The organism is Streptomyces sp. WP-1, from assembly GCF_030450125.1.
GTDB lineage: Bacteria > Actinomycetota > Actinomycetes > Streptomycetales > Streptomycetaceae > Streptomyces > Streptomyces incarnatus.
Genome location: NZ_CP123923.1, coordinates 327,826 through 348,644 on the forward strand (window position 1 = coordinate 327,826; position 20,819 = coordinate 348,644).

At 71.4% G+C, this 20,819-nt stretch carries 18 protein-coding genes; 5 read left to right on the plus strand and 13 right to left on the minus strand.

Annotated elements, in window-relative coordinates; genetic code table 11:
* Positions 1-18 precede the first annotated feature (18 nt).
* The 10 genes from QHG49_RS01000 to QHG49_RS01045 form a co-directional block, all read right to left on the minus strand.
* Positions 19-1,371, minus strand: a complete 1,353-nt coding sequence (locus QHG49_RS01000; RefSeq protein ID WP_301486887.1) for a serine hydrolase — start codon at positions 1,369-1,371, stop codon at positions 19-21.
* A gap of 107 nt (positions 1,372-1,478) precedes the next feature.
* Positions 1,479-2,687 carry a cytochrome P450 gene (locus QHG49_RS01005; protein WP_301486889.1) on the minus strand — a complete coding sequence of 403 codons (1,209 nt, stop codon included), beginning with the start codon at positions 2,685-2,687 and terminating at the stop codon, positions 1,479-1,481.
* Between the two features lie 1,153 nt (positions 2,688-3,840).
* A complete protein-coding gene (locus QHG49_RS01010) occupies positions 3,841-6,018 on the minus strand; it encodes a discoidin domain-containing protein (protein ID WP_301486892.1) in 2,178 nt (725 codons plus the stop codon).
* Between the two features lie 50 nt (positions 6,019-6,068).
* The gene (locus QHG49_RS01015) at positions 6,069-7,676 is read right to left on the minus strand and encodes a glycoside hydrolase family 13 protein (protein WP_301486894.1); all 1,608 of its coding nucleotides are present in this window, start codon (positions 7,674-7,676) and stop codon (positions 6,069-6,071) included.
* Between the two features lie 49 nt (positions 7,677-7,725).
* Positions 7,726-8,604 carry a carbohydrate ABC transporter permease gene (locus QHG49_RS01020; protein WP_301486896.1) on the minus strand — a complete coding sequence of 293 codons (879 nt, stop codon included), beginning with the start codon at positions 8,602-8,604 and terminating at the stop codon, positions 7,726-7,728.
* Positions 8,601-9,554, minus strand: coding sequence for a carbohydrate ABC transporter permease (locus tag QHG49_RS01025; protein WP_301486898.1), 954 nt, complete (start codon positions 9,552-9,554; stop codon positions 8,601-8,603). Before QHG49_RS01025 ends, QHG49_RS01020 begins: the two co-directional genes overlap by 4 nt.
* Before the next feature lie 5 nt (positions 9,555-9,559).
* Complete coding sequence (locus QHG49_RS01030; RefSeq protein ID WP_301486900.1) at positions 9,560-10,909, minus strand: ABC transporter substrate-binding protein; 1,350 nt, start codon at positions 10,907-10,909, stop codon at positions 9,560-9,562.
* Between the two features lie 131 nt (positions 10,910-11,040).
* Complete coding sequence (locus tag QHG49_RS01035; protein ID WP_186337912.1) at positions 11,041-12,039, minus strand: LacI family DNA-binding transcriptional regulator; 999 nt, start codon at positions 12,037-12,039, stop codon at positions 11,041-11,043.
* Between the two features lie 135 nt (positions 12,040-12,174).
* Positions 12,175-12,408 carry a hypothetical protein gene (locus QHG49_RS01040; RefSeq protein ID WP_301486905.1) on the minus strand — a complete coding sequence of 78 codons (234 nt, stop codon included), beginning with the start codon at positions 12,406-12,408 and terminating at the stop codon, positions 12,175-12,177.
* Positions 12,409-12,912: 504 nt separating this feature from the next.
* Positions 12,913-13,551, minus strand: coding sequence for a TetR/AcrR family transcriptional regulator (locus QHG49_RS01045; protein WP_301486907.1), 639 nt, complete (start codon positions 13,549-13,551; stop codon positions 12,913-12,915).
* 74 nt (positions 13,552-13,625) lie between these two features.
* Here QHG49_RS01045 and QHG49_RS01050 point away from each other — a divergent pair, with 74 nt between their 5' ends.
* Positions 13,626-15,230, plus strand: coding sequence for an FAD-binding oxidoreductase (locus QHG49_RS01050; protein ID WP_301486909.1), 1,605 nt, complete (start codon positions 13,626-13,628; stop codon positions 15,228-15,230).
* A 118-nt stretch (positions 15,231-15,348) separates the two neighbouring features.
* On the opposite strand, the gene QHG49_RS01055 is transcribed toward QHG49_RS01050, so the two are convergent.
* Complete coding sequence (locus QHG49_RS01055) at positions 15,349-15,732, minus strand: helix-turn-helix domain-containing protein (protein WP_159697729.1); 384 nt, start codon at positions 15,730-15,732, stop codon at positions 15,349-15,351.
* Between the two features lie 93 nt (positions 15,733-15,825).
* On the opposite strand from QHG49_RS01055, the gene QHG49_RS01060 reads away from it, so the two are divergent.
* From QHG49_RS01060 to QHG49_RS01075, 4 genes are all read left to right on the plus strand, one after another.
* Positions 15,826-16,665 carry an SDR family oxidoreductase gene (locus QHG49_RS01060; RefSeq protein WP_301486913.1) on the plus strand — a complete coding sequence of 280 codons (840 nt, stop codon included), beginning with the start codon at positions 15,826-15,828 and terminating at the stop codon, positions 16,663-16,665.
* 98 nt (positions 16,666-16,763) lie between these two features.
* Positions 16,764-17,156, plus strand: coding sequence for a VOC family protein (locus QHG49_RS01065; RefSeq protein WP_301486916.1), 393 nt, complete (start codon positions 16,764-16,766; stop codon positions 17,154-17,156).
* Positions 17,157-17,369: 213 nt separating this feature from the next.
* On the plus strand, positions 17,370-17,999 hold the full coding sequence (locus QHG49_RS01070) for a hypothetical protein (RefSeq protein ID WP_301486918.1): 630 nt from the start codon (positions 17,370-17,372) through the stop codon (positions 17,997-17,999).
* 30 nt (positions 18,000-18,029) lie between these two features.
* On the plus strand, positions 18,030-19,568 hold the full coding sequence (locus QHG49_RS01075; protein WP_186337911.1) for an MFS transporter: 1,539 nt from the start codon (positions 18,030-18,032) through the stop codon (positions 19,566-19,568).
* 203 nt (positions 19,569-19,771) lie between these two features.
* Here the strand turns inward: QHG49_RS01075 and QHG49_RS01080 are convergent, their stop codons facing one another.
* Both QHG49_RS01080 and QHG49_RS01085 read right to left on the minus strand, forming a co-directional pair.
* Entirely contained in the window at positions 19,772-19,948 is a 177-nt protein-coding gene (locus QHG49_RS01080) for a hypothetical protein (RefSeq protein WP_167532364.1), read from the minus strand.
* Between the two features lie 368 nt (positions 19,949-20,316).
* Complete coding sequence (locus tag QHG49_RS01085; RefSeq protein WP_145488673.1) at positions 20,317-20,799, minus strand: hypothetical protein; 483 nt, start codon at positions 20,797-20,799, stop codon at positions 20,317-20,319.
* Between the last annotated feature and the right edge of the window lie 20 nt (positions 20,800-20,819).

Here is a 20,819-nt window from a genome sequence, read left to right on the forward strand (position 1 = left end):
CCCCGTCGGCCCCGGCTGTCAGCCGTCGTCGGTGCGGCGCGCCGTGCGGCCGGATATCTGTATTCGGTCGATGCTCCCGGTGACCGGATCGCGGTGGAAACGGCCGCCGGGCTCCAGGCTTCCGGTGGCCGGATCGCGCAGGTCGCACGACAGGTCGGCGTAGCAGACCAGCGGGAGCGCCAGGTCGCCGTCCACGGACAGGGCGGGCTCGCCGTCCGGACCGGCCGTGACCCGGTAGGTCGTGCCGCCGTTGCGGTACGTGCCCACGCAGTCGGGCAGCGCGGCGCGTCGTCCGCCGTCCACGGGGCGTCCGCCGGCGGGCACCCGGATGCCGGTCAGCCGGGCGATCTCCCCGGTGAGGTCGCGCCACAGCGCGGTCGCGCCACCGGCATTGCCCGTGAAGGCGACCACCACCCCGCCCTCCGGGTCGGTGCGCAGATGGCAGGACGTGCCCTGGGCGTTGCCGTCGTGGCCGAACCAGGCGCGGTCGCCCTGCTGGTACAGGGCGAGTCCGGGGCTCCAGCCGTCCGCCAGGGTGCCGGGCCGGGCGGCGGGCTCGGGGCGGCGCATGTCCTTGGCGACGGCGGGCGGCAGCAGGTCGCTGCGGCCGATCAGCGCGTTGCCGAACGCGGCCAGGTCCGCGGCGCTCGCGAGCAGCGCGCCGGCCGGCGCCTCCAGCGGTGCCAGGTTCTGCCGGGCCGCGAGGGCCTGTCCGGTGGCGGTGTTGACCGCGTGTCCCGCGGCCACGGGCCGGCCGGGCGCCGCCTCGCCGATGAACGCCGGTACGACACCGAGCGGTTCGAGCAGCAGCGACCGGACCGCCTCGGCCCACGGCATCCCGGTGACGGCCTCCACCAGCCGTCCGGCGGCGACGTAACCGGCGTTGGAGTAGGAGAAGTCGGTGCCCGGCGGGAAGAGCAGGTCACGGGCGGTGCACACCGATGCGAGATAGCGGGCGGCGCTGGTGGCAGCGGCGGTGTCGGAGTCCGGCCCGGTGGGCAGCCCGCCGGTGTGGCTGAGCAGCTGGCGGATGGTCACCTCGGGGACGGAGCGCAGCTCCTGGAGGTGTACGGCGGCGGGCTCGTCGAGGTCCAGGTCACCGTCGTCGGCCAGCAGCATGACGAGGGCCGCGGTGAAGGGCTTGGTGAGCGAGCCCAGGGGGACTGCCGTCTCCTGGGTGAGGAGGGTGGCGGCGGAGACGTCGGCGGTGCCGGTGTGTATGGATATGAGGTCCGTACCAATGTCGAGGACCAGTTGGGCGCCGGGCACCCGGTGGGTCCGGGCGAGCGCGTCGAGGCGGTCCCGCAGTTCCCGGCGTAACAGCGAGGGCGTCCGGGAGACGGGCGGAGCGGCGGGGATGGTGTACGGCATGAGAAGGGGACTCCCGTTGGATGGGTCTCATGTGCGGGTGTTCTTCCGGTCCGGCCCGGGTGTGAGCGGTACGGGGGCCGGCCGGGGCGCTTCGTGTGCGCCGGGGCTTACGCTTCGGTGACCTCGACGGGCAGATGCCGCACGCCGACGATCACGGCCGGGTTCTGGTAGGTGATGTCCTTGTGAGACGGGATCACCAGCATGCGGAATCGTTCATGCAACATACGCAGAGCGATCCGTGCCTCCAGCCGGGCCAGCGGCGCGCCGAAACAGAAGTGGATGCCGTGTCCGAAGGTCAGATGGGGATTGGGTGAGCGGGTCACGTCGAAGACGTCGGGCGCGTCGAAGCGGGCGGGGTCCCGGTTGGCGGCGCCCAGATGTGCCATGAGCAGGGTGTCGGCGGGGATCTCGTGGCCGCCGAGGACGACGGGCCTGGTCACCCGGCGGCCCAGTTCGGGGAAGGGGGGCAGCCAGCGCAGCACCTCCTCGACGGCGGCCGGGATGCGCAGCGGATCGGCGCGCAGCGCCGCGTCGGTCTCGGGGTAGCGGTCGAAGGTGACGACGGCGTTGCCCAGCAGCGCGGTGGTGGTGATGTGCCCGGCGACCAGCAGCAGCGCCACGAAGCCGACCATCTCCTGGTCGCGCAGGCGCACTCCGTCCACCTCGGCGCCGATGAGTCTGCTGGTCAGGTCGTCACCGGGGGTGGCGCGCCGGGCGCGTATGTAGTCCAGCATGTAGCTGTTCATCTCGCGCACGGTCGGGGCGATGGCCTCCAGCGCCCGTTCCAGGTCGGCCATGTCCGGCGCCTCGCCGAGCTGGTCGCCGCCGAACAGGACGCTCGCCCACTCCTGGAAGAGCCGGTGTTCCTCGGCGGGGATGCCGAGCAGTTCGGCGATCACGATGATCGGCAGCGGATAGGCCAGCGCGTCGACGAGGTCGAACCGGTCCTGGTCGGCGACGTCGTCCAGCAGCCGGGCGCAGATGGCCTCGATCCGGGGTTCGAGCCCCTGGACGACCCGGGGGGTGAACGCCTGGCTGACCAGGGTGCGCAGCTTGCGGTGCTCCGGGGGGTCCATGGCGACGAAGTTGCCCTGGGTGAAGGTCTCGAAGTCGGGCTGGGTGGGGCTGAGGGCGGAGAGGTCCGAGGAGTACGTCGCCGGGTCGGCGAGCACGGCGGCGACGTTCTCGTGGTCGAGCACCTGCCAGGTGCCCAGGACCTCGTCGTGCCGTACCGGGCCGGCCTCGCGTAGATCCCGCCAGCGGTCGGGCAGTTCCTCCAGGAGGAGCCGGCCGTCCGTCGGTTGCCTGCTGATCACCTTGTCTCCTTGCTAGCGCGTGCGGGCACAGGGGAGCCACACACACGGGGAAAGGGCGCGAACCGGCACGGGCCGGCCGGCCGAAGATCCCGGGCACCGCCGCGCGACCGTCCGGACGGAAGCGGCGCGTGACCCGTGTGGCGTGCTGATGACTTGCCGTGGAGCGGCGGGACGGTCAGATGCCGTCGGCCCGCCGCCGGTATGGACCGGGGACCGTCAACACATACGGCGCAGGACGCGGCGGCTGCGCGGCCGGCCGCGGCCCCGCGGCGAGCCCGGTCGTACGGCGCACCAACCCGACATAGCCCATCCCCCTTGGCGAAACCTCCCGCGCGGTGACGGCGCGGGACCCTCCCGGTTCGTATACGGACAGCAGGGCCCGAGGGCCCCGACTACTCGGAACGCGATGTGACGATACGCAATCGCGGAGCATGCCGCCCCACGAATGGCATGATGCGCAGCCCGTCACGCCTTCGTTTCGATGGATCTCGGCCACAGTCTTCACGGTGAGTCACACGTAAGCAACCCCCTGAAGTTGAACGGAGAGTACTCTGCCGGTGTTTTTGCGTCACCGTGGGGCAATCTCCGACGGGCCGTGCGCGCCCACGGAATCGCGGCCGGATCGTCGCCCGCGCGGGTGCCCGGACGCCCCGACCGCAAACCGGCCCGGCGAAAAATTCTCCGTCCGGACCCAGGTCGGAGCGCCGCGCGCCGCTCCGGCTCCGCGACCCGGCGCCGCGCGACACGCCGGGGCCCGCCGGCCGAATCCGGCCCTGATCTGGGCTGATTATCTGACAGAGAGGATCCCTCGCACGCCTCTTCGGAGATGACGCGAGATATGCCGGAGGCACCTCCCACATCTGTCCGACACGCCACCCCACCCCGCGCGCCCCTGCCGCATCTCTTGACAGCCTCCGGACGGAGGAAGCAAAGGTTCCGGCCGGAACGCTCGATTTCAGCCAACATGGCGCGTCGGGGGCGCACTTCGTGATCCCACTCACCACCCGCACTCCCCCGGCGTGTCCGACCGCGCGCCGTCCGACACGCGGGGGCTCCGCGGTCCGGTCGCGGGTGATGCCGGTGCCCGGGGTTTCCCCCCGGGCACCGGCACCTGGAGACGGCTCCGGCGAGCCGCCCCGTTCGGAGCGGGACGTCAGGACGTGAGGTATGCCTCCACCTCGCTGAACTGCCCGGCCGGCCAGCCCGTGTTGGCGCTGACGGTCAGCCGCAGGTACCGCAGGTTCGTGCCGCTCGGCAGGGAGACCGTGGCGGTGTTGCCGGTGGCCGGGTCGAAGCGGTAGCCCTGGGAGCCGACCACGGTGGAGTAGGCGGAGCCGTCGGTGCTGCCGAGCACGGTGACGGTCTGGGTGCGGGCGCCCCACGCCGGGGACGGCGGCAGCTTCAGCACCAGCCGGCGCACCGCGTACGACGAACCGAGGTCGACCGTCAGGGACTGCGGGAAGGCGTTGTTGGTGGACTCCCAGTACGAGTTGGCGTCACCGTCGACCGCCTTGCCCGGCGTGTAGACGTCCTGGGAACCGGTCGCGGTGGCCGGCCGGCCCTTGGCCAGGTTGCGGCCGGGATCGGGCGCCGGGTTGCCCTGGCCGGGCTGGGGCCAGCTGGAGCAGTCCGACCAGGTGCTGGACCAGCCGGAGTTGCCACCGCCGTCGGTGAGGGCGAAGGGCCCGGAGTTCGCCGGGTACGGGCAGTTGTACACCCCGGCCGAGCCGACACCGGTGGCGGTGACGTTCTTGAACGTGGCCGCCCCCTGCGCCTCCCCCTGCACCACGACCGTGCCGGTGTTCCGCACCGTCGCGCCGGTCACGTCGACGTTCCGCACCGGATAGCCCTGCCCGCCGCCGGAGACGAACTCGAAGGCGCTGTACGGGCTGTCGGTGATCGTCGTATCGGTGATGTTCACGGTGGCGTTGATGGCGCTGTCGTACGAGTCGACGCGCAGCGCGCCCATCGGGTGGTTCCAGTTGGGGTTCAGCGCGCCGGTGCGCACCAGTGTGTTGCCGTCGACCGTGATGGTGCCGGACAGCGGCGAGAACGGGTCCAGGAACTTCTGGTTGGAGATGGCGATGCCGCTGCCCAGGGCGTTGGTGTCGGAGACCAGGTTGTTCCGCACGGTGATGTCGGTGCCGCCGTAGATGGCGATGCCGTTGGCCAGGTTGGGCTGGGAGACGGTGTTGTTCTCGAAGCTGGAGCCCGTGTCCGGGCCGTACAGCGACCACATGGCGAGGGAGTCGTCGCCCTGGTTGCGCAGGAAGTTGTTGCTGACCCGGACCCCCTTGGCGGTGCCGTTGAGGTTGATGCCGTCGGCGGTGGTGTCGAGGATGCGGTTGTTCTCCACGACCAGGTTGTCGTTGGTGCCGGTCAGCCACAGGCCGCACTTCAGGTGCTGGATCCACATGCCGGAGACGGACGAGCCCGGTCCGAGGGAGCCGTTGACGAAGTTGTCCGGGTTGGAGTCGACGCGTTCGGTGACCTCGCCGATCACCGCGAAGTCCTTGATGTGGACGTTGCCCGCGGAGCTGGACTGGTCGATGAAGCGGGAGGTGTGCACGACCGAGTACCAGCCGCCCGCCCCCTGAAGGGTCACGTTGTGCACGCCGTTGAGGGAGGAGGTGAGCTTGTAGTCGCCCGGCGGGATCCACACGGTTCCGCCCTGGGCGGCGGAGACGGCGTCCCGGAAGGCCTGGGTGGAGTCGCCGTTGCCGCTGGGGTCGGCGCCCTTGGAGACGACGGACACCGAACCGGCCGGCTGGGCGGTGGCCGCCGCGACCTGCTCGAAGTCGGCGACGTCCACGGTGACTTGGGTACCGGTCGCGACGAACGCGACCTTGTCACCGGCCTGGACGTTCTGCCCCAGCAGCAGCCGGGCGTCGTCGAAGAAGTGGTGCGTCCTGCTGCCGGCGATCCAACCGGTGTCGACGTAGGAGTACTTGGACGTCACCGGAAGGGTCTTGGCCAGCTTGGTGCCGTTGACGTACACGTCGAGCGAGCCGGACTGGCCGTCCGGGACGCTGTAGGAGACGTTCACCGCGTTGGCCGCGCGCGGCACGGTGAACTCCACCCGCTGGCCGGAGGACAGCTGGACGGCCTGGCGGCCGGACGCCTCCGAGGCGAGCGTGCCCTGGGTGTAGTCCGGCCCGATCTTCGTGCCGGTGGTGGTGGCCGACTCGGCCTCGACCGAGGTGAAGGGCAGGGTGGCGCCCGCGGCCGCGTGCGCGGCGGGCGCCAGGGCGACGAGCATGCCGGCGGCGAGGGCCACGACCGCCCCGATTACTGGCATGCTCCTGACATATCTGACGGTGCTGCTGTGCATGAGCTGTTCCCTTCGTGGTGGGGGTGCGCGGGACAGCGGTGCGCCGCGGCTCAGGCGTCCAGCCAGACCGCGGTGTCCTGCGGCAGCTGGCCGGATTCGTCCAAGGGTCCGCTGCCGAGCAGGAGTTCGGAGTGCGCGGGGAGGTCGGCGGGGGTGGCGGAGAAGTTGACCGCGCAGATCGCGCCGCCCGCGCGGGCGAAGGCGAGGACGCCGCCCGGGGCGGGGAGCCAGGTGAGGGGGCCGGTGCCGAAGCGGGGGCGCAGGGCGATCGCCCTGCGGTAGAGGGTCAGCATGGAGCCGGGGTCGTCCTCCTGGAGATCGGCCGCGTACGACGGCCAGCCGTCGGGCTGCGGCAGCCACGGCTCGCCCCGTGAGCCGAAGCCCGCGTACGGCGTTCCGGCGGCCCACGGCAGCGGCACCCGGCAGCCGTCGCGGCCAGGGTCGGCGCCGCCCGAGCGGTGGTACATCGGATCCTGGATGTGCCCGGCCGGGATCTCCGCCTCCGGCAGCCCCAGTTCCTCGCCCTGGTACAGGTACACCGAACCGGGCAGCGCGAGGGACAGCAGGGCGGCGGCCCGTGCCCTGCGGGTGCCGAGCGCCGGGTCGGTCGGGGTGCCGAAGGCCTTGGTGGCGAAGTCGAAGGCGGTGTCCTCGCGGCCGTAGCGGGTGACCGTGCGGGTGACGTCGTGGTTGCACAGCACCCAGGTGGCGGGGGCCCCGACCGGGGCGTGCTCGGCGAGCGTGGTGTCGATGGCGGCGCGCAGCCGCCCGGGGTGCCAGGGGCAGGACAGGAAGGAGAAGTTGAAGGCGGTGTGGAGTTCGTCGGGGCGCAGATAGCGGGCGAAGCGTTCGGCGTCGGGGAGCCAGACCTCGCCGACGAAGACACCGCCGTAGGCGTCGGCGACGGCGCGCCAGGAGCGGTAGATGTCGTGGAGTTCGTCGCGGTCGACGAACGGGTGCGGCTGCGGGCGCGTGGCGAGGTCCGGGAGGCCGGGGTCCTTGGCGAGCAGGGCCGCGGAGTCGATGCGGACACCGGCGACCCCCCGGTCGAACCAGAAGCGGAGGATGTCCTCGTGTTCCTGGCGGACGGCCGGGTGGGCCCAGTTGAGGTCGGGCTGCTCGGGGGTGAACAGGTGCAGGTACCAGTCGCCGTCGGGCAGCCGGGTCCACACCGGTTCGGTGGTGCCGGCGAACTGTGACGGCCAGTCGTTCGGCGGGAGTTCACCGTGGGCGCCGCGTCCGGGCCGGAAGTGGAACAGGTCCCGCTCGGGGCTGCCGGGGCCCGCGGCGAGGGCGGCCCGGAACCACGGGTGCTGGTCGGAGACGTGGTTGGGGACGATGTCGATGATGGTCCGGATGCCCAGTGAGCGGGCCTCGTCGATGAGTTTCTCCGCCTCGGCGAGGGTGCCGAACGCCGGGTCGACGGCGCGGTAGTCGGCGACGTCGTAGCCGCCGTCCTTCATCGGTGACCGGTACCAGGGGTTGAACCACAGTGCGTCCACGCCGAGTTCGGCCAGGTAGGGCAGCCGGGAGCGGACGCCCGCGAGGTCTCCGGTGCCGTCGCCGTCGCCGTCGGCGAAGCTGCGGACGTAGACCTGGTAGATGACGGCGGAGCGCCACCACTCGTGGTCGCTGAAGGCATGGGTGGGCTGTCCCACTGGGCTCTGCCTTTCTGTAGACGGGCGGTCGGCGGACGTGCGGTCGGCGTCAGCCCTTGGTGCTGCCCGCGCTGATCCCGGCGATGATGTGCCGCTGGAAGACGAGGAACAGCGCCACCATGGGGATGCCGGCGATCACCATCGCGGCGAGGAGCACGGTGAGCTGGATGTTCTGCGACAGCTGGACCAGGGCCACGCTGATCGGCTGTTTGTCGGTGTCGGAGAAGACCATCAGCGGCCACAGGAAGTCCTGCCAGACGGCGACCAGCGCGAAGATGGACACGACGCCGAGCACCGGCCGGGACATGGGCAGCACGACGGACCACAGGGTGCGCAGCTTGCCCGCCCCGTCGATCTCGGCGGCCTCCAGGACATCGCGGGGCAGCTGGTCGAAGAACCGCTTGAGCAGATAGAGGTTGAAGGCGTTGGCGACCGCCGGGAGCCAGATGGCGAGGGGGTCGTTGAGCAGGCTGGTGTGCAGCAGCGGCAGATCGGCGACGGTGAGGTACTTGGGTACGACGAGCGCCTGGGCCGGCACCATGAGGGTGGCGAGGATGCCGCCGAGGATCACCTTGCCGAAGGCGGGCCGCAGCTTGGACAGGGCGTAGGCGGCGGCCGTGCAGAACACCAGCTGGAGGGCCCAGGCGCCGGCCGCCTGGACGACGGTGTTCCACAGGTGCTGCGGCAGCTGCATCAGGTCCCAGGCGTCGCTGTAGGCACCGGTGTGCCAGTGCTCGGGCAGGAGTGTCGGCGGGGTCCGGGCCACCTCGTCGGGGGACTTCATCGCGCCGGTGACCATCCAGTACACCGGGAAGAGGAAGGCGAGCGCGAAGAGGACGACGACGGCGGTGAACACCGTCCAGTAGATCGCTCGGCCGCGTGGGCGGGCGAGGGTGGCCGGGGAGATCAGGGTGCGGGTGGCGGTCATGCGGTGTCCCCCTCGCTCCGGGTGAGCCGCAGGTAGCCGGCGGAGAAGACACCGAGCAGCAGCAGGAGCATGACGCTGAGGGCGCAGGCGCCGCCGAAGTCGTTGTAGAGGAAGGCGTATTTGTAGATGAGGTAGAGCACGGTGACGGTGGCGCTCTCGGGGCCGCCGCCGGTGATGACGAACGGCTCGGTGAACACCTGCATGGTGGCGATGATCTGAAGGAGCATCAGCATCATGATCACGAAGCGGGTCTGCGGGACCGTGACGTGCCGGATGCGCTGGAGGAGGTTCGCGCCGTCGAGTTCGGCGGCCTCGTACAGCTCGCCGGGGATGGACTGGAGGGCGGCCAGATAGACGAGGACGGTGCCGCCCATGTTGGCCCAGGTCGCCACGATCACCAGGGAGACGAGTGCGGTGTCGGTGCCGTTGGACCAGTTCGAGGTGGGCAGGTGGGCGAAGCGCAGCGCCTCGTTGGCGAGTCCGGCCCCGGGGTCGTAGAACCACTTCCACAGCAGGGCGCTGACCACCGGCGGGATCATCACCGGCAGGTAGACCACGACCCTGAAGAAGGCCTTGGCGTGCCGCAGTTCATTGAGGACGAGGGCCAGCAGGAAGGGGACGGCGAAGCCGATGAGCAGGGCGAGCACGGTGAAGGAGAAGGTGTTGCGCCAGGCGGCGGCGAAGTCCGGGTCGTGCCAGACGCGGGTGAAGTTGGCGGTGCCGACCCACCGGGGCGGGGAGCCGGGGGTGTACTTCTGGAAGGCGATCACGACGGCGCGGATCGCCGGGTACCAGGAGAACAGCACGAAGCAGAGCAGCCCGCCGAGGAGGAAGGCGTAGGCGCGCAGCTGGTCGATCAGGCGGCGCCGGCCCCGGTCCCCTGCCGGGGCCGGCGCCGGGACCGGGAGGACGGCGGTGGCCGTCCGCTGCCGCTCGGCCGTCTTCGTCATGGCGGTCAGCTCCGGGCCAGAATGCTGTCGATCTTGCCGGACGCGTCCTTCAGGAGGCCGTCGATGTCGGCGTCCTTCTTGGTGAGCACGGCGGAGACGGTGCCGTCGAGGACGGAGTAGATCTGCTGCGCGTCCGGCGGCTCGATCTTCATCCGGAGCTTGGCGTTGCCGTCGAGAAAGCTCTGGTAGTTCTCCACCGGGACGTTGGCGTTGGCCTTCTTGATCTTCTGGTCCTCGGCGTCGGCGGCGCCGGTGAACAGGCGCGGCTCGGGCAGGCCGACGGGGGCGTTGTTCCGCTTCGCGCGGGCGTAGTCGCCGAGGAAGCCCTTGCCGGGGGTGAGGTACATGTACTCCAGCCACTTGAGGCCGGCGCGGATCTGGGCGGGCGTGTCGTGCTTGTTGAACATGTAGCCGTCGCCGCCGATCAGGGTGCCCTGGCCGCCGGGCATCGGGCCGATGGCGATGTCGTCGTAGTCGGCACCCTTCTCCTTGACGAGGATCGGGATGTTGTCGGGGGCGGCGAGGTACATGCCGAGCTTCCCGGCGCCCATCATCTGCTGCGCGTCGTTGATGACGAGGAGCTGCTTGCTGCCCATGGAGTCGTCGTCCCACCGCATGTCGTGCAGGTTCTCCAGGACGGCGTGGCCCGCGGGGGTGTCGACGGTCGCCTTCTTGCCGGCGGCGCTGACGACGTCGCCGCCCTGGGAGTACAGCTCGGCAGTGAAGTGCCAGCCGCCCTGGTTCTGGGCGCTGTAGTCGGCGTACCCGACGGTGCCGTCGCCGAGGGCGGCGATCTTCTTGGCGTCGGCGCGGACCTCGTCCCAGGTGGTGGGGGGCTGGTCGGGGTCGAGGCCGGCCCTCTCGAACAGGGCGCGGTTGTAGATCAGCCCCATGCTGTATCCGGTGCGCGGTATGCCGTAGACCTTCCCGTTCACCGTGTAGATGTCCCGCAGCTGCTTCTGGAGGGTGCCGTAGCTCTTCATCCCTTTGAGGTACGGCGTGAGATCGGCGGCCTGGTTGATGTCCACGACATGCCCGGCGTCGGTGAAGTACGTGTAGAACACGTCCTCCATCTGGCCGCCGGCGAGCTTGGCGTCGAAGGTCTTGGGGTCCTCGCAGGGGAAGGCGTCGTGGGTGACGACGTCGATGTCCGGGTTCTGCCGCTCGAAGGAGGCGACGTCCGCGTCGAAGAACTTCCGGTCGGTTCTGGAGCTCTTCGGCGGCTCGCAGTTGACGGTGATGCGTGTCTTGCCGCTCGCCGAGCCGCCGCCCGACCCGCAGGCGGTGGCGGCGAGGGCGAGGGAGGAGCAGAGGCCGATCGCGACGAAGGTGCGGCGGAACCCGGTACTGGTCATTCGTTGGACCCCTCGGTGGCACTCATGGCGGGAGCTGCGGGCGCGGCACACTCAAGCACCGCCGACAAGGGTCCGCAAGATGTCGCGCGACTTCTGTAATTATTTGACAGCTGCCCGGATGTACCTGCGCCTCAGTCGTGCGGGGCCTGCCCGGTCGATCCGCGCACCACCAGTTCGGGTTCGAACAGAAGCTCCTCGGCGGGTACGGCGGTGCCGCCGATCTGCGCGTTCAGCAGTTCCACGGCCGCGCGGCCCATGGCCTCGATGGGCTGGCGGACGGTGGTGAGCGGGGGCTCGGTGCAGTTCATGAACGCCGAGTCGTCGTAGCCGACGACGGAGATCCGGCCCGGGACGTCGCGGCCCTTGCGCCGGGCGGCCCGGATCGCGCCGAGGGCGAGGGGGTCGCTGGCGCAGATGATGCCGGTGACGCCCCGGTCGATCAGCCGCGAGGCGGCGGCGTGGCCGCCCTCGATGGAGAAGATGGCCCGCGCGACCCGCTCGTCCGCAAGGCCGCCGGTCAGGGCGTGCGCGGCGGCCAGTTTGCGGGCGGAGGGCATGTGGTCGCCGGGGCCGAGGACCAGCCCGATGCGCTCGTGGCCGAGCGAGGCGAGGTGCCGCCAGGCCTGTTCGACGGCGACCGCGTCGTCGCAGGACACGCCCGGGAAGCCGAGGTGGTCGATGGCCGCGTTGACCAGGACGACGGGGATGTTGCGGTCGGCGAGCCGCCGGTAGTGGTCGTGCGGGGCGTCGGCCTGGGCGTAGAGACCGCCGGCGAAGACGACGCCGGACACCTGCTGCTGGAGCAGCAGTTCGACGTAGTCCGCCTCCGAGACGCCACCCTTGGTCTGGGTGCACAGCACCGGGGTGAGCCCGAGCTGGGCGAGCGCACCGCCGATGACCTCGGCGAACGCGGGGAAGATGGGGTTCTGCAACTCCGGCAGCACCAGCCCCACGAGCCGGGCGCGTTCACCGCGCAGCTGGGTGGGGCGCTCGTAGCCCAGGACGTCGAGGGCCGTCAGCACCGCCTGCCGGGTGGCGTCGGAGACCCCGGGCCTGCCGTTGAGCACCCGGCTGACCGTGGCCTCGCTGACCCCGACCTTCTTCGCCACTTCCGCAAGTCGTCGCGTCATGCGCGCAAGAATAGCGCGGCTTACGTAAGCGGCTTGCGTAAGGTTGCGGGGAGGCGACCGGGCGCGCGGCCGGCCTGACGGGACTCGCGGCCGGCCGAACAGGACAGGACTGCGGAGCGGGCCCCTGACGGGCGGTCACCAGTCGGCGACGGCTACGGGTTCGACCTCGCAGTGCGCGATCTTTTCGACGCGCCCACCGCCGATGGCGGATATCCGGTAGGTCGTCCTGCCCTTCGCGGGGACCGGCACCTGGCCGCCCGAGTCCACGAGGGCGAGGCCGCGCCCGTTCTTGAAGGTCATGTTCACGGAGAAGACGGCGTCGCGTCCGTTCGGATTCCTGACCTCGATGATCGCGTGGGGATCCGCCACGCTCGCGCACCGTACAAGCACCGCGGTGCCGTTCTTGAGAGGCCGGGGAGTGGCGGACTCCGTGGGGGTGGCGGGGCCGGTGGACCGTGGCCGGGACGATCCGCCGACGCCACCGGCACTCCTCGCGGACCCGTCCGAGTCGGTGGCGGCGGACGAGCCGTTGTCGGACGCGCCGCCGCCCGGCGACGACGCCGACGAACTGTCGTGGTCCCGGCGGGAATTGCCGCAACCGCCGCCGTCATCACCGTGCCGGCCCCGGCTCCCGTGACCATGGCCCGACGAGAACCCCGTCAGTGCCGGCACGACCATCGCCGGCACCGCTGTGACCTTGAGTCCCCGCCCCTGTGCATACATCCGGCCACCCTATCGACAGCCGTCACGGACCGGTCCACGTGGCCGGGACGAGGACCGTCGGCGCAGTGCTGCCCCGAAGGTACCGTCCGACTCCGACACCCCGTGACCGACCGCAGGAGTTGAGCCGAGCGGTGCGGGCGTCGGCCCGGTTCACGCGCTGTCGTCGCCGTCCGCGAAGGCGGTGCGGGCGGCGCCCAAGAGCCGCGCGCAGCGCTCGGTCATGGCCTCGGCCGACTGGTCGGGGTGGTTGATCCACCAGCGGACCAGCGCGGTGCACAGGCCGCGCCAGGCGTACTTGAGGGCGTCGGCGTCGAGCGGGTCGCTGGTCCCGGCGGCGCGCAGGAGGTCGGCGGTGCCGGTCGCGGCGAGGTCGTCGACGGCGTCGCGGTAGCTGGCCGCGCGGCGGGCGGCCTCACTGCCGGGCGGCAGCGAAGGATCGTAGAGGACGAACCATGCCTCGCGCCGCCCGTCGAGAGCCGTGAACAGGGCGTGCAGCACACGCAGGGGCGTGGACGGCGCGCCGGTGCCCTGTGCGGCCATGGCGGCGCGGATCGCGCCCAGCAGCAGGTCGCCGACCGGGTCGAGGCAGGCGAGGTAGAGGTCCTGCTTGCTGCCGAAGTACTGGTGCACGAGCGGCTTGGTGACGCCGACCCGGGCGGCGACGGCGGCCACGGTGGTGGCCTCGTACCCGTGCCGGCCGAACTCCTCGGTGGCCGCGGCCAAAACCTGTCGTTCGCGCGCGGCCCTCGGCACGCCCTTGGTACCGGCCCTGGAGGAGAGCGTTGTCATGGGACCTGAGCTTACCCTAAGGTAATTTACCGTCGGGTAAATTCCTGTCCCCCGGACCCCGTTGGAGCGCGCCCATGCCTGCCACCGCGACCGACCCGCACAGCTCCCGCACCCGCTCCTGGTGGGGCTGGGGCTATGCCGACGCCCACCCCGACGACGCCGAATGCGTCGCGACCGGGGCCTTGTTGCCGGGCACGCTCGCCCGCCCGCTGCCGGTCCCCCGCGTCGCTGACCTGCCCATCGGCCGCCCCGCCGCGACGCCCCCGGCCGCCCTGGCCCACCTGGTCACGGCCGACCCGCGGGCGCGCGCCGCCCACGCCATGGGCAAGGCGTACCGCGATGTCATCCGCGCCCTGCGCGGCCGCCCCGGCCGGATCCCCGATCTCGTCGCCCGTCCGGCCCGCGACCGGGACGTGGCGGACCTGCTGCACTGGGCCGGCGAGCACGGCGTGGCCGTCATCCCCTTCGGCGGCGGCTCCTCGGTGGTCGGCGGCGTGGAGTACCGGGGCGACACCCATCGCGCCGTACTCTCCCTCGACCTGACCTCGATGGACCGGGTCCTGGAGATCGACACCGCCGGCCGCTCGGCCCGTATCCAGGCCGGTGCCCTCGGCCCCGCGCTGGAGGCCCAACTGCGGCCCCACGGGCTGACGTTGCGCCACTTCCCGCAGAGCTTCGAGTTCTCCACGCTCGGCGGCTGGCTGGCCACCCGGGCGGGCGGCCACTACGCCACCGGCCACACCCGCATCGACGACTTCGTGCAGTCCCTGCGGGTGATCACGCCCGCCGGGACCGGCACGTCCTGGCGACTGCCCGCATCCGGCGCCGGACCGTCGCCGGACCGGTTCTTCCTCGGTTCCGAGGGCACGCTCGGCGTCATCACGGAGGCGTGGATGCGCCTCCAGGAGCGCCCCCGGCACAAGGCCTCCGCCTCCGTGGCCTTCGCCGACTTCCAGCGCGCGCTGGACGCGGTGCGGGCCGTCGCCCGGTCCGACTTGGCCCCGGCCAACTGCCGTCTGCTCGACCCGGGCGAGGCCCTGCTGTCCGGCGCCTCCCACGACGGCTCGGCCGTCCTGGTCCTGGGCTTCGAGTCCGCCACCGCCCCCGTCGACGGCCGGCTCGCGGCCGCCGTGGAGCTGGCCCGTGCCCACGGCGGTCGCGGCGAGGCCACTGCGGCGGACCGGGACGCCCCGCCGGACGCGGCGGTGGGCGCCTGGCGCTCGGCGTTCCTGCGGATGCCGTACCTGCGCGACGGTCTGGCCCGCATGGGGGCCGTCGTCGAGACGTTCGAGACCGCCGCCACCTGGGACCGGATCCCCGCCCTGATCGACGCCGTCCGCACCGAGGTCGGCGCCGCCGCCACGAAGGCCACCGGCCACCCCGCCACCATCAACTGCCGCCTCACCCACGTCTATCCGGACGGCGCCGCCCCCTACTTCACCGTGGCCGTCGCCGGCCGTCCCGGCGACGAGGTCGAGGTCTGGGACGACATCAAGGCCGTCGCGACCGATGTCCTGCACCGCCACCGCGCCACCATCACGCACCACCACGCCGTCGGCCGCGACCACCGCCCCGGCTACGACCGCCAGCGCCCGGATCCCTTCGCACTGGCGCTGCGCGCCGCCAAGGACGCCCTGGACCCCCACCGCATCCTCAACCCGGGCGTTCTGCTCGACTGACCGGACGCCCGTGGTGTCCCCGGGAGGCCGGCGGCCGCCGGCCATGGCGCGGCCCGGCAGCCGCCACCGGCTAGGGAGCCGTGGCCAAAGTGACGCCCGCCCAGCGACCCTGCCGCGATCAGCTACCGCGCGGCGGGCGTCGATCCGCCGGGAGCCGCTTCGTGATCCGGTCGAACAGGTCCGTCAGCGGCTCGCCGATGTCCTGGCCGAACTCGGTGAGCCCGTAGGTGACCTGGGGCGGCGTCGTCGGCTCGACCTCTCGCCAGACCAGGCCGTCCTGGACCAGCGCGCGCAAGGTCTGGGCGAGCATCTTCTCGCTGATGCCCTGGATGCTGTCCCGCAGCTCGTAGAACCGAAGGGCGTTGCTCCGCAAGGAGATCAGCACCCAGATGCCCCACCTGCTGGTGACATGGTCGACCATGTCACGCGCGGGGCAGTCGGTGTGAAACACGTCATACCGCTTGCCCGTCCCGGCCTGTTTCAGCTGCGCGCCTTCCCCCATGTCCGGAGCTTACCTCTGGGTATGTTCTTACGGAAAGTAAGCCCTGGCTCCTAGCGTCAACGGCCTTAGCGCACAACGGACTAGGAGCTGAACATGATCGTGGTGACCGGGGCTACCGGGAACGTGGGCCGGGCTCTGACACAGGCCCTGGCCGAGGCGGGCGAACGGGTGACGGCGGTGTCGCGGCACACGGCGGCGGTGCCGGAGGGGGTCCGGCACGTACCGGCCGACCTGGCCGAGCCGCAGGGCCTCGCCCCCGTACTGGACGGGGCGAAGGCACTGTTCCTCCTGCTGTCCGGCGACCTGCACGCCCCCGAGGCCAGGCCCGCCGACATCATCGCTCTGGCCGCGGCGAGCGGGGTCCGCCGGATCGTCCTGCTGTCCTCGCAGGGCGTGGCGACCAGGCCGCTCGGCCCGTCGCGGATCGCGATGCGCGCGCTGGAGGACGCGTTGAAGGAGTCCGGCGTCGACTGGGCCGTCCTGCGACCGGGCGGCTTCGCCTCCAACGCCTTCGCCTGGGCGGAGTCCGTCCGCACGCGGAGGGTGGTCGCCGCGCCCTTCGGCGACGTCGGGGTCCCGGTCGTCGACCCGGCGGACATCGCCGAGGTCGCGGCGGCCTGCCTGCTGGACGACCGGCACACCGGCGGGGTCTTCGAACTGACCGGGCCCGAGGTGATCACGCCCCGTCGGCAGGCGGAAGTCATCGCCGCAGAGCTGGGCTCGCCGGTCCGGTTCCACGAACTCACCCGCGAGGAGGCCAAGGCCGCGATGACCCGCTTCGTGCCGGCGGAACTCGCCGACGACACCCTGGACATCATCGGCGCCCCGAACCCCGCCGAACTGCGCATCAGTCCGGACGTCGAGCGAGTCCTCGGCCGCGCCCCGAGGCCCTTCGCGGACTGGGTCGCCCGTAACATCGCCGCTTTCCGCTGAGGCGGGCACGGCCGTTGCCGACGGCTCGCACCACCGCGCGCCGACTGAATCGAGCGGCTGGGGATATCCGCAGAAGAGGTCACCCCCCGGGAGGAAGCATGACATTGGTGAAGGCGGGCGTCGTGGTCCTCGACTGCGCCGAGCCCGAGAAACTGGCCGTGTTCTACAAGGAGTTCCTGGAGGCCGAGCAGACGCACGCCTCCGCCAACCTCGTGGAGATCCGCAGCGCCGACGGCATGCGGCTGGGCTTCCGCCGTGACGTGAACGCCGTTTCGCCCAGCTGGCCCCGCCCGGAGAACTCCCTCCAGTCCCATCTGCTCTTCCTCGTCGAGGACTTGGACGCGGCCGAGCGGCGAGTGGTGGGGCTCGGCGGCCGCCCGATCGAGACGAAGGACCCGGCGGGGCCGTACGAGGAACGCGGCTACACCGACCCGGCCGGCCACTCCTTCACCCTGCGCCTGGTGCCCATCACCGCACCCAAACAGGGCTGAACACCAAGGCCCGCGCGCACTCGGGCACATGCCCCGCGCGCGGGCCGTCACGGGGGTCGGCCACGACGCCGGGCCGGACCGGCTCGAAGCACCGTCCCGGGTACTCCCGCAGGAAAAAACCCGACGCACCACCACTCACCGGCGCTGTCCTCCCCATGCTCACCCACGCCCGTCATACCGGGCACCGAACTGGGTCACTTCGGGAGGCGCCCTGTGAAGAGGTTCTTCGGACCGGTGAAGATGGCGGAGCCCCGGGTCTCCGACGCGGAGCAGAAGCTGTTCGGCGGCCCGCTGCGCTACGACCTGGGCTGGTCCCAGCACGAACACGCGGGGCCGGACCTGACCATGATGTCCGCGCTGCGCTCCATGCCCGCGCTCGTCGGCACCACGCTGCGCACGGCGTGGCAGGCCGACCGGCGCGCGCTGCTCGCCGTGGCGGCCGGCGAGATCGGCCAGGGCATCGCCGCCGCGGTGAGCCTGCTGGCCGTCAACGCCGTCATGCACGCCCTGCTCGCCGGAAGCGGCACCGCCACCCAGCGGCTGCACGCGCTGTTACCCGGCCTGGCGGCGGCCGCCGCCGTCGCCGTCGTCAACTCCGCGCTCTCCGCATGGTCCACCTCGCGCGCGGGGCGCCTGGAACCGAAGGTCGAGCGGATCGCCACCACCCAGTACCTGACCGCCGCCGTCGGCGTCGAACTGGAGGCCACCGACGACCCCGACTTCCGGTGGCTCGTCGATGTCGCCGAGCACGGCCCCGGCGCCGCCCGTTCGGGGGGACCGTACGCCCGGACGGACGTCCCGGCGCGCGCGCTGCCGTGGAGCGGCGCAGGATGCGGTGGGTGATCCTGCCGACGGCGAAGGGCTGACTGCCGCGTGAGCGATGCGACGTCCGACGGGCCCACCGGCCCGCTCGGGAACACCAGGCTGCCGAAGTCCGTCGTGGAGATGCCACGACAGGTACGGGACGAACTGACGCGGCGGCTGCGCCGTATCAAACGGGCCTTCCGCGAGGACGACATCCAGGTCGTCGAGGGTCCGCTGCTCCGGCGCGCGGTCGGCGCCTCCGCCCTGGGCAACTGCATGGAATGGTTCGACTTCGGCATCTACAGCTACCTTGCGGCCATCATCGGCAAGGTGTTCTTCCCGTCGGCCTCGCCGACCGCCCAGCTGATCTCCTCGTTCGCGACGTTCGCCGCCGCCTTCGTGGTGCGACCGCTCGGCGGGCTCGTCTTCGGGCCGCTCGGGGACCGCGTCGGGCGGCAGAAGGTGCTGGCCACCACCATGATCATGATGGCGGCCGGGACCTTCTCCATCGGGCTGATCCCGGGCTACACGACCATCGGTGTCGCGGCTCCGGTGCTGCTGCTGATCGCCCGGATGGTGCAGGGCTTCTCGACCGGGGGCGAGTACGGCGGAGCCTCCACGTTCGTCTCCGAGTACGCGCCGGACCGCCGCCGGGGCTTTCTCTCCAGCTGGCTCGACTTCGGCACCTTCGTCGGCTACGCGCTCGGCTCCGCCCTGGTCACCGTGCTGAACCTGGCCCTGAGCGATGCCGCGATGCTCTCCTGGGGCTGGCGCGTGCCGTTCCTCATCGCCGGTCCGCTCGGCGCCATCGGTCTGTACATCCGGCTCAGGCTGGAGGAGTCCCCGGCCTTCCAGCAGCAGCTGGACGAGCACGAGAAGAGCCTCGCGCAGTCCTCGGTGGGCGGCGAGTTCAAGGACATCATCGGCAGGCACTGGCGTGAGCTGCTGCTGTGCATGGGCATCGTGCTGCTCTACAACGTCACCAACTACATGGTCACGGGGTTCATGCCGACCTATCTGACCGTGGACCTGCACCGCTCGGCCACCTTCGCCGACCTGCTGGTCCTCATCGGCATGCTGTGGATCGTGCTGCTGATCACGTTCATCGGCCGGCTCAGCGACCGCGTCGGCCGGCGCCCGGTCTACGCGGTGAGCGCGGCCGCCATGATCGTCCTCGCGGTCCCCTCGTTCCTCTTGCTCACGCGCGGGGGGACCTGGCTGCCGCTGCTCGGGATGCTGATCCTCGCCACCCTGCTGGCGTGCTTCGCCGCGCCCAGCGCGGCCACCCTGCCCGCCCTGTTCCCGACGGCGGTGCGCTATGCCGCCATGGGGATCGGCTTCAATGTCGCGGTGGCCGCGTTCGGCGGTACGACACCGCTGGTCACCGAGGCGCTGGTGAATCTCACCGGTGACAATCTGGCGCCCGCCTACTATCTGATGCTCGCCGGTGCCATCGGCCTGCTCACGGTGCGGTTCCTCCCGGAGACGGCCCAGATGCCGCTGAACGGATCCCGGCCGATGGTCGGCTCCCGGCAGGAGGAACAGGAACTGATCAGCACCTCGCAGGAGCTGTATCTGCTGTCGAAGGGCGGTCCGCGCCCCGTCTGAGGCGGACGGGACGCGGACCGAGGCGAGCCCGGCGCCCGTGACTTTCCGGGCGCGGTCGGGCACTCAGGACTGGGGGCGCTTGCCGTGGTTGGCGGGGTGGTTGCGTCGCGCCTTCTTCTTCCGGCGTCGCTTCGACGACATGGAAACCTCCGGGGTGGACATACCGATTCGGGGAAAGCACCAGCGGGGACGGACGGTGACCGTCAGTCCTCCTCGCGCTCCGTCTCCATCTCCGCCTGCTCCTCCTTCACATCCCGCCGGTCCTCACGGGTGCGCCTGGCGAGTTCCGCCTCGTCCGGCCGGCGCGGCATACCGCGGCCGTGACCGGTGTCCGGATCTCCTTCGACCTGTTCATTGGACTTGTGGTGATGGTGCGACATGGGATCCTCCTCGGATGAGTACCCCGGGGTCGTGCCACGCCCGGACGTGATCACAGGGGCGGCTCCTGGGCGCGCGAGCCCGCGATCCACGAGGGCGCTGTTTCGAGGGTCCGTACTCACTGAACCCCGCTGGGCACGACGTCGCAAACGGAGGAAGGCGCCACCCCCGCCGCTCTCCCCGGCACCCGATGCCACCGCTCGGCGCGCCGCATCCTCGGCCGGTCTCCGGTGCGACTCGTGTCATAAGCCGGTCGCCGAATCCGAGGGATCGTACGACGCGCTCAGGGCCGCTGAGCTGGAGGGCGACACGGACCGTGTCTTCGCTCTCGGACCGCAGCCCGTGCCGGTGCGGTGGATGCCCCCGCCGGTCACTCGGTCCAGGTGCGCCGCTGCCGCTCGTACTCGTCCCAGTCGGCCGGCGGATACGTCGCCTGCGGGGCGGCGAGGGCCACATCGACCGCGATGGAGATCTCCGCGTCGAAGAAGCCGAGGTCCCGGATCAATTCCATGGCCCGCACGGTGGCTTCGCCGAGCGGACGTGCCATGCGGTCCGCGCCGGACGGGAAGCCCACCGGGTACATCCGGGCCGTGACCAGTTCGTGCTCGGCCCGCTTGTCCATGCCGAAGGCGGAGTAGCCGGCGGCCAGGGCGACCCGGGTGAGCGCCTGGGACATGGCCCCGGACAGCAGCGTGACACCGTAGAGCGTCTGCGTGGGACTGCCCGCCGTGCCGTCGGCGTACGACTTCCGGTCGCACTGCTGCTCCAGGCGCTTGCGGTCCGTCTCCAGCAGCGCGTGCGCCTCCTCCAGCGCGTGGCCGAAACGCGTCAGCTCGGTCAGGTCAAGGGACATCTCGTTTCCTTCCCGTCAAC

Coding starts and splice junctions, on each gene's coding strand:
- QHG49_RS01000 (WP_301486887.1), bottom strand. CDS start 1,371: ATGCCGTACACCATCCCCGCCGCTCCGCCCGTCTCCCGGACGCCCTCG.
- QHG49_RS01010 (WP_301486892.1), bottom strand. CDS start 6,018: ATGCACAGCAGCACCGTCAGATATGTCAGGAGCATGCCAGTAATCGGG.
- QHG49_RS01020 (WP_301486896.1), bottom strand. CDS start 8,604: ATGACCGCCACCCGCACCCTGATCTCCCCGGCCACCCTCGCCCGCCCA.
- QHG49_RS01025 (WP_301486898.1), bottom strand. CDS start 9,554: ATGACGAAGACGGCCGAGCGGCAGCGGACGGCCACCGCCGTCCTCCCG.
- QHG49_RS01030 (WP_301486900.1), bottom strand. CDS start 10,909: ATGACCAGTACCGGGTTCCGCCGCACCTTCGTCGCGATCGGCCTCTGC.
- QHG49_RS01035 (WP_186337912.1), bottom strand. CDS start 12,039: ATGACGCGACGACTTGCGGAAGTGGCGAAGAAGGTCGGGGTCAGCGAG.
- QHG49_RS01045 (WP_301486907.1), bottom strand. CDS start 13,551: ATGACAACGCTCTCCTCCAGGGCCGGTACCAAGGGCGTGCCGAGGGCC.
- QHG49_RS01050 (WP_301486909.1), top strand. CDS start 13,626: ATGCCTGCCACCGCGACCGACCCGCACAGCTCCCGCACCCGCTCCTGG.
- QHG49_RS01055 (WP_159697729.1), bottom strand. CDS start 15,732: ATGGGGGAAGGCGCGCAGCTGAAACAGGCCGGGACGGGCAAGCGGTAT.
- QHG49_RS01060 (WP_301486913.1), top strand. CDS start 15,826: ATGATCGTGGTGACCGGGGCTACCGGGAACGTGGGCCGGGCTCTGACA.
- QHG49_RS01065 (WP_301486916.1), top strand. CDS start 16,764: ATGACATTGGTGAAGGCGGGCGTCGTGGTCCTCGACTGCGCCGAGCCC.
- QHG49_RS01080 (WP_167532364.1), bottom strand. CDS start 19,948: ATGTCGCACCATCACCACAAGTCCAATGAACAGGTCGAAGGAGATCCG.
- QHG49_RS01085 (WP_145488673.1), bottom strand. CDS start 20,799: ATGTCCCTTGACCTGACCGAGCTGACGCGTTTCGGCCACGCGCTGGAG.